General features: G+C 71.3%; 10 protein-coding genes. 7 read left to right on the plus strand and 3 right to left on the minus strand.

Features of this window, described 5'->3' with window-relative positions; translation table 11 throughout:
• Positions 1-637: 637 nt before the first annotated feature.
• Both ACIRR8_RS22510 and ptsP read left to right on the plus strand, forming a co-directional pair.
• Positions 638-1,087, plus strand: a complete 450-nt coding sequence (locus tag ACIRR8_RS22510) for a PTS glucose transporter subunit IIA (protein ID WP_018512548.1) — start codon at positions 638-640, stop codon at positions 1,085-1,087.
• 76 nt (positions 1,088-1,163) lie between these two features.
• On the plus strand, positions 1,164-2,834 hold the full coding sequence (gene ptsP / locus ACIRR8_RS22515) for a phosphoenolpyruvate--protein phosphotransferase (RefSeq protein WP_404067624.1): 1,671 nt from the start codon (positions 1,164-1,166) through the stop codon (positions 2,832-2,834).
• A 71-nt stretch (positions 2,835-2,905) separates the two neighbouring features.
• On the opposite strand, the gene ACIRR8_RS22520 is transcribed toward ptsP, so the two are convergent.
• Both ACIRR8_RS22520 and ACIRR8_RS22525 read right to left on the minus strand, forming a co-directional pair.
• On the minus strand, positions 2,906-3,865 hold the full coding sequence (locus ACIRR8_RS22520; RefSeq protein ID WP_404067627.1) for a hypothetical protein: 960 nt from the start codon (positions 3,863-3,865) through the stop codon (positions 2,906-2,908).
• 62 nt (positions 3,866-3,927) lie between these two features.
• A complete protein-coding gene (locus tag ACIRR8_RS22525; protein ID WP_404067630.1) occupies positions 3,928-5,907 on the minus strand; it encodes an acetoacetate--CoA ligase in 1,980 nt (659 codons plus the stop codon).
• Positions 5,908-6,121: 214 nt separating this feature from the next.
• Between ACIRR8_RS22525 and ACIRR8_RS22530 the strand changes: the two genes are divergently transcribed.
• Positions 6,122-8,476: a glycoside hydrolase family 31 protein gene (locus tag ACIRR8_RS22530; protein WP_404067633.1), complete on the plus strand. Its 2,355-nt coding sequence runs from the start codon at positions 6,122-6,124 to the stop codon at positions 8,474-8,476.
• Between the two features lie 25 nt (positions 8,477-8,501).
• On the opposite strand, the gene ACIRR8_RS22535 is transcribed toward ACIRR8_RS22530, so the two are convergent.
• A complete protein-coding gene (locus ACIRR8_RS22535; RefSeq protein ID WP_404067635.1) occupies positions 8,502-9,068 on the minus strand; it encodes an NUDIX domain-containing protein in 567 nt (188 codons plus the stop codon).
• A 60-nt stretch (positions 9,069-9,128) separates the two neighbouring features.
• Between ACIRR8_RS22535 and ACIRR8_RS22540 the strand changes: the two genes are divergently transcribed.
• From ACIRR8_RS22540 to ACIRR8_RS22555, 4 genes are all read left to right on the plus strand, one after another.
• Entirely contained in the window at positions 9,129-9,959 is an 831-nt protein-coding gene (locus ACIRR8_RS22540; protein ID WP_404067638.1) for a M15 family metallopeptidase, read from the plus strand.
• Positions 9,960-10,066: 107 nt separating this feature from the next.
• Positions 10,067-10,414, plus strand: coding sequence for a DUF962 domain-containing protein (locus ACIRR8_RS22545; protein WP_018512541.1), 348 nt, complete (start codon positions 10,067-10,069; stop codon positions 10,412-10,414).
• A gap of 124 nt (positions 10,415-10,538) precedes the next feature.
• Complete coding sequence (locus tag ACIRR8_RS22550; RefSeq protein ID WP_404067640.1) at positions 10,539-11,003, plus strand: Zn-ribbon domain-containing OB-fold protein; 465 nt, start codon at positions 10,539-10,541, stop codon at positions 11,001-11,003.
• Positions 11,000-12,190: a lipid-transfer protein gene (locus ACIRR8_RS22555; RefSeq protein WP_404067643.1), complete on the plus strand. Its 1,191-nt coding sequence runs from the start codon at positions 11,000-11,002 to the stop codon at positions 12,188-12,190. Before ACIRR8_RS22550 ends, ACIRR8_RS22555 begins: the two co-directional genes overlap by 4 nt.

The following is a 12,190-nucleotide window of genomic DNA, read 5'->3' on the forward strand; positions in this document are numbered from 1 at the left end:
ACCCGTCGTTCACAGCGTCCTCGCTGTGTTACTGCCTACCGCCACCGAAGTGAACCAGTAGGACTTTTCAAAGGAACCACCAACCTGCACCAAGTACAGGCCGGGGTATCAACATATCTGGCGTTGACTTTTGGCACGCTGTTGAGTTCTCAAGGAACGGACGCTTCCTTCGGTCCCGTATCACCGGGACCCTCCGGGCGCTTCCCTTCGTTCTTGCGTTTCCGACTCTATCAGACTCTTTACGTGTCTGATTCCCGGCCGAAGCGGGTTCTGCTTTTCACTTCCAGGTAATTCGCTTTCGCGCTTTTCCCTTTCGGCGAGTCCGACTCTATCAGGCCTTTTCCGTCTCCTTGACCACGTCCCTCGGGCATGCCGAAGAAAGGTGTCAGGGTTAGGATCTGGGTTTGAAAGTCGCCGCCGACCCCCGGCTCAAAGTCGCGTTGGGGTCAGGCAGGAGTACGACAGTACAGGTCGCCGGGGACCGAGGCAAATCGCTTGCGGTGTACCCCTAGGCCTGTCAACCGGGCGGTCTCGGGCGGAACTGGGACTTCATATGACTTACTCTGCTGAGCAGTACGCCGTCCCCACATCAGCCGCGGCGGCGACACCTGAATCTCCACCCCCTGGGAGGCTCCCCATGACCAACGTGACGTCCCCTCTTGCTGGACGCGCCATCGGACTCACCGCGGTTCCCGACCCGGTCTTCTCCGGCGCGATGGTCGGTCCCGGCACCGCCATCGACCCCGTACGTGAGCCCTCCGAGGCCGTATCCCCGGTAGACGGCATCGTCGTCTCCCTGCATCCCCACGCGTTCGTCGTCGTCGACGCCGACGGGCACGGGGTTCTGACGCACCTCGGTATCGACACCGTCCAGCTCAACGGCGAAGGCTTCGAGCTTCTCGTCAACAAGGGGGACACGGTGACCCGGGGCCAGAGCATCGTGCGTTGGGACCCGGCCGGCGTCGAGGCGGCCGGCAAGTCACCCATCTGCCCGATCGTGGCCCTGGAGGCCACCGCCGAGTCGCTCTCCGATGTCCGTGAGGACGGGGATGTGAAGGTCGGCGACACGCTGTTCGGCTGGCAGTAGCGCCTCGGGCGCAGTGACCGGCCAGTTGCACAACCACCGCGGTGACACGCTCACCGCACAACCGGAGACGGGTGAAATGGAGACAACGCTGCGAGGCGTCGGCGTGAGCCACGGTGTGGCCATCGGCGAGGTTCGGCACATGGGTACGGCGGTGCTGGAGCCGCCCGCCAAATCGATTCCCACCGAGGAGGCCGGGCGCGAACAGGGGCGTGCCCGGCAGGCGGTGGAGGCCGTGGCCGCCGATCTGATCGCGCGCGGCAATCTGGCGGGCGGCGAGGCACAGCATGTGCTCGAGGCGCAGGCCATGATGGCTCAGGACCCCGAGCTGATGTCCGATGTCGAGCGGCGGATCGCCGTGGGCAGCACCGCCGAGCGCGCGGTGTACGACGCGTTCGCCGCGTACCGGGCGCTCCTCGCCAACGCCGGTGAGTACCTCGCCGGGCGGGTCGCCGACCTCGACGACGTACGGAATCGGATCGTGGCGCGGCTGCTCGGGGTTCCGATGCCGGGGGTGCCGGACAGCGACGAGCCGTACGTGCTGATCGCGCGTGACCTGGCTCCGGCCGACACCGCGCTGCTCGACCCGACGCTGGTGCTCGGTTTCGTGACCGAGGAGGGCGGGCCGACCAGTCACAGCGCGATTCTGGCGCGGGCGCTCGGTGTTCCGGCCGTGGTGGCTCTGCCCGGCGCCGGTGAACTGGCCGAGGGCACGGTCGTGGCGGTGGACGGCAGCACCGGTGAGATCTTCGTCGACCCGAGTGAGGAGAAGCGGTCCGAGATGGAGGCCGCCGCTGCCGCTCGTAAGGCCGCGCTGTCCTCTGCGACCGGTCCCGGTGCCACGTCGGACGGGCACAAGGTGCCGTTGCTCGCCAATGTCGGCGGTCCGGGCGATGTGCCCGCGGCGGTCGAGGCGGGGGCCGAGGGGGTGGGGCTGTTCCGTACCGAGTTCCTCTTCCTGGACGACAGCAAGCAGGCTCCTTCCGAGGAGAAGCAGGTTGCTGCCTACCGTGCGGTGCTGGAGGCGTTCCCCGAGGGGCGTGTCGTCGTCCGCGTACTGGACGCCGGTGCCGACAAGCCGCTGGATTTCCTGACGCCGACCGACGAGCCGAACCCGGCCCTCGGTGTGCGGGGGCTGCGGAGCCTGCTGGACCACCCGGAGGTGCTGCGTACCCAGCTGACCGCGCTGGCGAAGGCGGCCGAGGGTCTGCCGGTGTACCTGGAGGTCATGGCGCCCATGGTGGCCGACCGCACCGACGCCAAGGCGTTCGCGGACGCGTGCCGTGAGGCGGGGCTGCAGGCGAAGTTCGGTGCGATGGTGGAGATTCCGTCCGCCGCTCTGCGGGCGCGGTCGATCCTCCAGGAGGTCGAGTTCCTGTCGCTGGGCACCAACGACCTGGCGCAGTACACCTTCGCCGCCGACCGTCAGGTGGGGGCCGTGTCACGACTCCAGGACCCGTGGCAGCCGGCGCTGCTGGATCTGGTGGCGCTGTCCGCCGAGGCCGCTCGTGCCGAGGGCAAGAGCTGTGGTGTCTGCGGGGAGGCCGCCGCGGATCCGCTGCTGGCCTGTGTGCTGACCGGTCTGGGGGTCACCTCGCTCTCGATGGGTGCCGCGTCCATTCCTTACGTGCGCGCCACGCTGGCCAAGTACACGCTGGCCCAGTGCGAGCGTGCGGCCAACGCCGCCCGTTCGGCCGACTCCGCCGACGAGGCGCGCAGCGCCGCTCAGGCTGTGCTGTCCGGCGAGTAGGCAGAGCGGGATCGCAGGTTCAGGAGGGGCTTCCCGCCGTGTGGCGGGGAGCCCCTCCTGCTGCGTGTGCGTCAGCGGTGCGGTTCTGCCGGGTCGGCTCCGATGTCGAATCCCGCGCAGTACTCCACGCCGGATTCCGGGGAGACGGGCTCTCCGGTCTCGGCGTCCGTGCAGTAGGCGTTGAAGACCTCGCCCGCGGTGAGCGGGGCAAGGGCGCCGTACGCCAGTCGCCAGCCGTGGACGCGGTCCGGGCTGTCGGGGGCGCTGGTCCGGAGCACGACTCCCCCGGGTGCCTCCAAGGCGACGGCCACGGCGAGCACGGTGGCGAACTCCGCGCCTTCCGAGGTGTCGAGGCGGGCCGGGCCGGTGGTGTCGCGGTGGGTGTGGAGCACCGCCAGGAGCTGGTCGTTCTCCGTCGGGGTGGAGCAGACCAGGTGGTGGGTGCCCGGTCCGGCCGTCTCCAGCAGACGGGTCAGGAGGTGGGAGGCCCGGTCGAAGGCGGCCCGTCCGATGTCCTGGCCGCAGTCCGCGCAGGCTCCGAGGTCGGCGAGGAGGAGAGTGGCGTACTCCCAGGTGGCCTGGCGGACCGCGCGGGCGACGAGGAGCGGGATGAGGTCGGTGAGGCGTTGGCCGGTGTAGGCGATGGTGGCTCCGGCGGCGGCGATCTCGGCGGTGAAGCGGCTGCGGCTGGCGCCGGTGTCCGCGTCGAGTCCGGACTCCGCGCAGAAATCGGCGTAGTCCTCCGGGTCGAAGAGGGCGACCGTGATGTGCATGCCTTGGGCGGCCAGGGACTTGAGCAGGCCTTCGACCTGGTGCAGGTAGCCGGCGTGGTCGTCGAACGGGAAGGTTCGGTAGCGCCGCATGGCCGCGAAGTCCTGCGTGTCGACCAGGAGGCCGACGGTGCTCGGGGCTTCGCGGCGCAGTGTTCGGCGGAGGGTGGTGTCCTGCTTGGTGCCGTGTTTGCTGCTGGGGTTGATGCGGTGTTTCGCGTTGTGTGCGGAGCTGTGCTTGGTGTTGTCCTGCTGCGCCATGTGTCCCCCTGTGCGCGGTGAATCATTGCTCACTCAGAGTAATCAGGGGGACTGACAATCGGTCAGCGGCAGCGGCTCGCGGCCAGTTCGGCGTAGAAGTGGAGCAGGTCGAGGTTGTCGACCGAGCCCGGGTTGACCGCCTTGGAGAGTTCGGTGCCCTGGAGCAGGCGCTTGACCGGGACCTCGATGCGCTTGCCGGTGAGGGTGTGCGGGATGGCGGGGACCGCGATGACCTCGTCCGGTACGTGGCGCGGGGAGAGGTTCTCGCGGATGGTCGCCTTGATGGCCGCGCGGAGGTCGTCGTCGAGGGTGGCGCCTTCGGCGAGGTGGACGAAGAGCGGCATCCAGTAGCCGCCGTCGGGCTCTTCGAGGCCGATGACGAGGGACTCGCGGATCTCGGGGAGCCGTTCGACGGCCTCGTAGATGTCGGCGGAGCCCATGCGGACGCCCTGGCGGTTCAGGGTGGAGTCGGAGCGGCCGTGGATGATCACCGAGCCGTGGTCGGTGATGGTGATCCAGTCGCCGTGGCGCCAGACGCCGGGGTACATGTCGAAGTAGCTGTCGTGGTAGCGGCTGCCGTCGGGGTCGTTCCAGAAGCGGATCGGCATGGACGGGAGGGGGTTGGTGACGACCAGTTCGCCGACCTCGTTGATGAGGGGCTTGCCCGACGGGTCCCAGGACTGGAGGTCGGTGCCGAGGCACGGGGCCTGGAGTTCGCCGATGTGGACCGGGAGCGTGGGGACGGCTCCGGCGAAGCAGGAACAGACGTCGGTGCCGCCGCTGACCGAGGCGATCCAGAGGTCCTCGGCCACCTCGTCGTGGAGCCAGCGGAAGCCGTCGGGCGGGAGGGGCGAGCCGGTGGTGGCGACGCACTGGATGCGGGAGAGGTCGAAGTCGCGGCCCGGGTGGATGCCGGCCTTGCGGCAGGCCATGACGTACGCGGCGGAGGTGCCGTAGAGGGTGGCGCCGGTCTGTTCGGCGATCCGCCACTGGGCGCTGACGTCGGGGTGGCCGGGGCTGCCGTCGTACAGGACGACGGTGGTGCCGGTGAGGAGGCCGGAGACGAGGAAGTTCCACATCATCCAGCCGGTGGAGGTGTACCAGAAGAAGCGGTCCTCGGGGCCGAGGTCGCAGTGCAGGCCGAGCTGCTTGAAGTGTTCGAGCAGGATGCCGCCCTGGGACTGGACGATGGCCTTGGGCAGGCCGGTGGTGCCGGAGGAGTAGAGGACCCAGAGCGGGTGGTCGAAGGGGACCTGTTCGAAGACCGGCTCGGTGTCGGCGGAGGTGAGGGCCGCCCAGGCGAGGGCGCCTTCGGGGGCGTCGGTGCCGAGCAGCGGGATGTGGACGACGGCGCGCAGGGTGGGCAGTTCGCGGCGGAGTTCGGCGACGGTCTCCGTACGGTCGTGCTCCTTGCCGCCGTAGCGGTAGCCGTCGACCGTGAAGAGGACGACGGGTTCGATCTGCTGGAACCGGTCGAGGACGCTGCGGGCGCCGAAGTCGGGTGCGCAGGAGGTCCAGACGCCGCCGACGGCCGCGGTGGCGAGGAAGGCGACGACGGCCTGCGGGATGTTGGGGAGGTAGCCGCTGACGCGGTCGCCGGGGGTGACGCCGAGGGCGCGGAGTTCGGCGGCGAGTGCGCCGACCTGGCGGCGGAGGTCGGACCAGCTGATGGGGACCTGGGTGTGGGTCTCGTCGACGTACAGGAGCGCGGGGCTGTCGGCGCGGGCCGGGTCCTCTGCGGTGCGCAGCGCGTGTTCGGCGTAGTTGAGGGTGGCGCCCGGGAACCAGGTGGCGCCGGGCATGGTGCGGTCGCCGATGACGCTCTCGTACGGGGTGGAGAAGCGGATGTCGAACCACTCGGCGACGGCCTGCCAGAAGGTGTCGAGCTCGTCGACGGACCAGCGGTGCAGGGCCTCGTACCCGCCGTCGGCCGGAGCTCCGAAGCGGCTCGCGGCCCAGCTCTGGAAGCGGGTCACGGCCGCGGCCTCGATGCGCTCGGGGCTGGGCTGCCAGAGGGGGGCGTCGGGCGTGGCTGCGGTCATGGGGCGGCTCCCTGGCTGGGCGGGTACGCGGGTGGCGTGTCGGCGCGCACGGGCTGGGGTGTGCGCGTGAGCGGCTGACACGGACGATGCCATGTGATCGTCTTCGGCACCAGGGTGGCCCCGCGTGATGCGGGCTGCGATTCCTCGCCGAGGACGGGTGAACGGCAGTTGAACGGGGGGTTCTGCGGTCCTGGCGGGTGGCAGGGTGTGCGCCATGGACGGTCGTGACCTGGTGCGTCGGGTGAGGTTGGTCGGTTCGGTACGGGGGCTGCGGACGGTGCGCGCGGCCTGGCGGCGCCGGTCGGCGGACGCGCGTGCGCTGCCTCCGCGCGGTGCGGAGCGGGCCCGGGTGCCCGGTGCTCTGGTGGGGGCGGAGCCGGAGCCCGGCGGGGGTGTGGTGCGGTTCGCCCGTTCGGAGCTGCGGGTCCGGGTGACGGTGGGCGGTGCGGTGTTCTGGGCGTGGGACGGGGCGGATCCGCTGCCGTCGTACGCCCTGGCGGGTGAGGTGCCGGGGCCGGATCCGCGGGCGGTGCTGGAGCCGGGCCAGGACGGTGGCTGGCAGGTGGTCTCGGAGCGGCTGACGGTGATCGTGTCGCGGACGGGGGCGGTGGAGCTGCGGACGCCGGGCGGGGTGCTGTTGCGGCGGGAGCTGCCGCCGCGCTGGTGGGAGCCGGTGGGCGGCGGTGCGGTCCGGTGGGTGCAGCGGTCGGAGGTGCCTGCGGACGCGCGGTTCTTCGGTCTCGGCGGGCGGGCGTCGGGGCCCCGGCTGCGGGACGGGACCTACGGGCTGTGGAACACCGATCCGGGCGGGCGGTTCGGTCCGGGGGACGATCCGCTGTATCTGACCATGCCGGTGCAGGTGGTGGTGTCGGACGCGGGCACGCATCTGGCGTTCCACGACAACACCTGGTCGGGCCGGGTGGTGGTGCGTGAGGGCGAGGAGGGCGCGGGCTCGGGGCATGACCGGCCGGGGACCTGTGAGGTGCGGATGGAGGGCGGTCCGCTGCGGTGCTGGGTGGTGACGGGGACGCCGGCCCGGGTGCTGCGGGGGTGGACGGCGTTGACGGGTGCGCCGGCGGTGCCGCCGTCGTGGGCGCTGGGGCCGCAGCACGCGCGGTGGGGGTTCGGCAGTGAGCGGGAGGTGCGGCGGGTGGTGGCCGGGTACCGGGAGCGCGGGCTTCCGCTCTCCGTGCTGCATCTGGACATCGACCACTACGACGCGCACCGGGTGTTCACGGTCGACCGGGAGCGGTTCCCCGCACTGCCCGAGCTGGCGGAGGAGCTGCGTGACCAGGGCGTACGGCTGGTGTCGATCGTGGATCCGGCGGTGAAGGCGGCCCCGGGTGACGCGGTGTTCGACGCGGGTGTGGCGCTCGGGGAGCGTGGGGCATACGTGCGGGACGCGCGGGGGCGGGTGGTGGTGGGTGAGGTGTGGCCCGGCGCCTGTGTCTATCCGGATTTCACTGATCCGGTTGTGCGGGAATGGTGGGGATCTCTGTATGAGGAGCGGCTTGCGCAGGGCTTCTCGGGGGTCTGGCACGACATGAACGAGCCGGTCTCGTTCACCGCGTTCGGCGACCCGTCGCTGCCGCGTTCGGCCCGGCACGTCCTGGAGGGTGCGGGCGGCGACCATCGCGAGGCGCACAACGTGTACGGGCTCGCGATGGCCCGTGCGGGGTACGAGGGGCTGCTCCGGCTGCGTCCCGAGGAGCGGCCGTTCCTGTTCTCGCGGTCGGGGTGGGCGGGGATGCAGAGGTACGGGGGCACCTGGTCCGGTGATGTGTCGACCGGGTGGCCGGGGCTGCGGGCCTCGCTCTCGCTGGTGCTGGGTCTCGGGCTGTGCGGGGTGCCGTACTCGGGGCCGGATGTGGGCGGATTCGACGGGTTCCCGTCGCCGGAGCTGTATCTGCGGTGGTTCCAGCTGGGCGCGTACCTGCCGCTGTTCCGGACCCATGCGGCGATCGACGCGGGGCGGCGGGAGCCGTGGGAGTTCGGGCCGGAGGTGCTGGAGCACGCGCGGGCGGCGCTGGTGGAGCGGGAGCGGCTGCACCCGTACTTCGTGACGCTCTCGCACGTGGCGCGGCTGTCGGGGGCGCCCTATGTGCGGCCGGTGTGGTGGGCGGCGCCGGGTGACCGGGCGTTGCGGGGGTGCGAGGACGCCTTTCTGCTGGGTGATGCGCTGCTGGTGGCGCCGGTGATGGAGGCCGGTGCGGACCGGCGGGTGGTGCGGCTGCCCCGGGGGCGCTGGTACGACACGGTGACCGGGCGGGCGTACGAGGGGCCGGGGCCGGTGGTGGTGGACGCGCCGCTCTCCCGCATTCCGGTGCTGGCGCGGGCGGGGGCCGTGATTCCGGTGCGGGATGCGGACGGGGAGCTGGAGCTGGAGGTGTGGGCGCCGGCTCCGGGGCGTACCGGAGGCGGTCTCGTGGTCCGGGACCCGGGTGACGGGTGGGCCGAGGCCGAGGTCGAGCGGTATGTGTCGCGGTGGGAGGGGGAGCGCGTGGTGGTGGAGCGGGACGGTGGGGCGGGAGGCTCGGTGGGGCTTCCGGTGCGGGTTCGGGGGGACTAGGGAGCGCCCGGCGAGGGGCGCGGGCTCAGCTGTAGCGGCCCGCGAACCAGGCGTTCGCCGCCTCCGTGTGCAGGGGGAACGTCAAGGGGCGGGGCGCGTACAGGATCTCGTAACCCGAGGTCTCGTCGGTGGGGACGGAGGGCGGCAGGCTGGTCAGGGGGCGTGGCGGGAGGAGGCCGAAGACCAGGAGGTGGCCGGCGGTGTCGCTGAGGACATCGGCCAGGCGGACGTCCTCTGCTGCGGCCTCGATCCCTGTCTCCTCGTGGAGTTCGCGCACGACCGCCTGGCGCCAGTCCTCGGCGTGGTCGACGAAGCCGCCGGGCAGCGCCGTGCCGCCCTTGCGCGGCTCGATGGTGCGGGTGATGACGACGAGTCCGGTGGCGCTGGGGCCGGTCACCGGGAGCAGGGCCACGGCGACCGGGAGCGGGTTGCGGTAGGCGGTGGCGCCGCAGCGCGGGCAGGTTCGGGGCCAGGTGCCGGGGGCGGTGAGGGCGGTGTACGGAGCTCCGCAGGTGGAGCAGTGGGAGTCCTTGACGTACGGGGTCGGCTGCCGGCCGGTCGTCGGGGCGGGGCTGCTGGTGGGCTCGGACACGGGCGGACTGTATCCGATCGTCCTTCCGCCGGGGGCGGGAAGCTGATAGACGATGTGGCCATGACAGGAATGCGTACCGCTCTCCGTGCCCTGGCCACCGCTGGAGCCGCTCTGCTGGCCGTCACGGCCGCCGCCCCGGCACAGGCCCGGTCCGGATCCGCTTCGACGCAGGCCCGTCCCGAACCCAGGGCGCCCGATGGGTTCGTGGCGTTGCGGTCGGTGGATCCGACGATCATTCAGGAGATGCGCTACACCACGGCCCACACCTTCCTCGGCGAGCGTGTCGACGGCTACCGGCAGCCCCTCTGCATCCTCACCCGGCCCGCCGCCCGCGCTCTGCATCAGGCGCAGAAGCGGCTGCTGCGGCAGGGCTATTCACTGAAGGTGTACGACTGTTACCGGCCGCAGCGGGCGGTCGACCATTTCGTGCGGTGGGCGAAGGATCTCGACGACCAGTCCATGAAGGCGGAGTTCTATCCGCTGGTCGACAAGTCCCGTCTCTTCGAGGACGGTTACATCGCGGAGAAGTCCGGGCACAGCAGGGGCAGCACGGTGGACCTGACCCTGGTCCGGCTGCCGGCTCTGCCGACCCGGCCGTACCGACCGGGCGAACGGCTGACGCCCTGCTTCGCACCGCAGGACGAGCGGTTCCCCGACAACTCGATCGACATGGGCACCGGTTATGACTGTTTCGACACTCTGTCGCACACCGATGATCCCCGGATCCAGGGGAAGCAACGGGCCAACCGGCATTTCCTGAAAGGGGCGTTGACCGAGGTGGGGTTCGTCAACCTGCCCGAGGAGTGGTGGCACTTCACCTACCAGCCCGAGCTGTTCCCGGACACCTACTTCGACTTTCCGGTGGACCGCGGGTCGGTGGGCAGGCGCTGAAAGGAACGGGCGACCGGGACCACCCCCGTGGGCTCCGGCCGCCCGTTCTTCCTTTCGGACGCGAAAGGGGCGTGTTCGGTTGCCGGTCGGGCCGCTACGGTGCCCCTATGTCACAGCAGACGTTCGATTCGTACGAGGAATTCTGGCCCTACTACGTCGCGATGCACTCCCGTGCCGCCACCCGCTGGGTCCATCTGACCGGCACGCTCACCGGTCTCGCGATCACGGCTTACGGGCTGGCGCGGGGGCGGAAGCGATACCTGGCGGCGCTGCCGCTGATCGGGTACGGCACCGCCTGGCCCGCGCACTTCCTGATCGAGAAGAACAACCCGGCGACGTTCGGGCATCCGGCGTGGTCGCTGCGCGGGGACGCGCAGATGATCGGGATGATGCTGGCCGGCCGGGACGCCGAGCTGGCCGAGACCGCGGCCAAGTGGCTGGCCGAGAACGGCTGAGCCGCGCGCGGAGTCACTCTCGTGGCCGCGTACGGAGCGGCCCCCGGGGCCGCTCCTCTCGCCGGGGGCGGTCGCCCGTGGCACACTTCTGACGTTCCGTCAGATCCAGTGCCGGGGAGGGGCTTTGCCGCGTACGCGCATACCCGTGGTGGCCGGTTGGTTCACCGAGGACACCGTTGAGGAGGAGTTCCGGCTGCTGGGCACCCGGTGCTCGGGCTGCCGGTCGGTCCACTTCCCCCGTGAGGACGGCCACTGCCGCAACCCGAGCTGCCCAGGCGGGGTGTTGGAGGAGGTGCCGCTGTCGAAGCGGGGCACGGTGTGGTCCTGCACCGACGGGCGCTACCGGCCCCCTCCGCCGTACGTCAGCGATCCCGCGGTGCCCTGGGTGCCGTACACGCTGGTCGCCGTGGAGCTGGCGGCCGAGCGCATGGTGGTGCTGGGACAGGCCGCGCCCGGAGTGGGCGTGGACGATCTGCCCGTCGGGTCGGCGGTGGAGGTGGTGCCGGGCGTCCTCGACGAGGATCCGGTGACCGGCACCGTACACACGACGTGGAACTGGCGGCCCGTGGCGGCAAAGGCTCTGTCGTGAGCGGCGATGTGGCCGTGCTCGGGGCCGGGATGCACCCGTGGGGCAAGTGGGGGCGCGGCTTCGTCACGTACGGGCGTGCCGCCGCGCGCGCCGCTCTCGACGACGCGGGCATCGGGTGGCCCGAGGTGGGGTCGGTGGTCGGCGCGCAGACGGTCCGGGGCGGGTACCCGGGGTATGTGGCCGGGGCGACGTTCGCGCGGGCGCTGGGGTGGCAGGGGGCGCGGGTGGCGTCCGTGTACGCCGCGTGTGCGTCCGGGGCGCAGGCGATCGACACCGCGCGGGCCCAGATCCTGGCCGGGATGGCGGACGTGGTCCTGGTGGTGGGGGCGGACGCGGCGCCCAAGGGGTTCTTCGCCCCGGCGGGCGGGGAGCGGCCGGACGATCCGGACTGGCTGCGCTTCCGGGTGCTCGGAGCGACGAACCCGGCGTACTTCGGACTCTACGCGAGGCGCCGGATGGCCCTGTACGGGGACACCTTGGAGGACTTCGCGCTGGTCAAGGTCAAGAACGCGGCGGCGGGGGCGGTGAACGAGTACGCCCGCTACCGAACTCCGGTGACAGCGGAGGAAGTTGCCGCCTCGGCCGTCGTCGCCGATCCGCTGCGGCTGCTGGACATCTGCGCCACCTCCGACGGGGCCGCCGCGCTGGTGCTGTGCAGCCTTGCGTTCGCGCGGCGGCGCGGAGTGGCCGATCCGGTGCGGATCCGGGCCGTCTCCACCGTGACGCCGACCTTCCCGCGGACCGTCCTCGACCTGCCGGACATCGGCACCGACTCGGCGGTCGCCGTGGAGCCGTCGCCGGAGAGCTTCCGGCGCTCGATCGCCCGGGCCGCGTACGAGGAGGCGGGGATCGGGCCGGAGGATCTGTCGCTGGCGGAGGTCTACGACCTTTCCACCGCACTGGAGTTGGAGTGGTACGAGGACATCGGGCTCTGCGGTCCGGGTGAGGGCGCGAAGCTCGTACGGGAGGGGGTCACCGCACCGGGCGGCCGGATCCCGGTCAACATGAGCGGTGGGCTGGCCTCGTTCGGCGAGGCGGTGCCGGCGCAGGCGATCGCCCAGGTGTGTGAGCTCAACCGGCAGTTGCGCGGCCGGGCCGGGCGGCGTCAGGTGCCCGGCGCAAGGGTGGGCATCACGGCGAACCAAGGGTTGTTCGGACACGGTTCGGCGGTGGTTGCCGTTCGGTGA

Source organism: Streptomyces sp. NPDC101178 (genome assembly GCF_044767965.1).
Classification (GTDB): Bacteria; Actinomycetota; Actinomycetes; order Streptomycetales; family Streptomycetaceae; genus Streptomyces.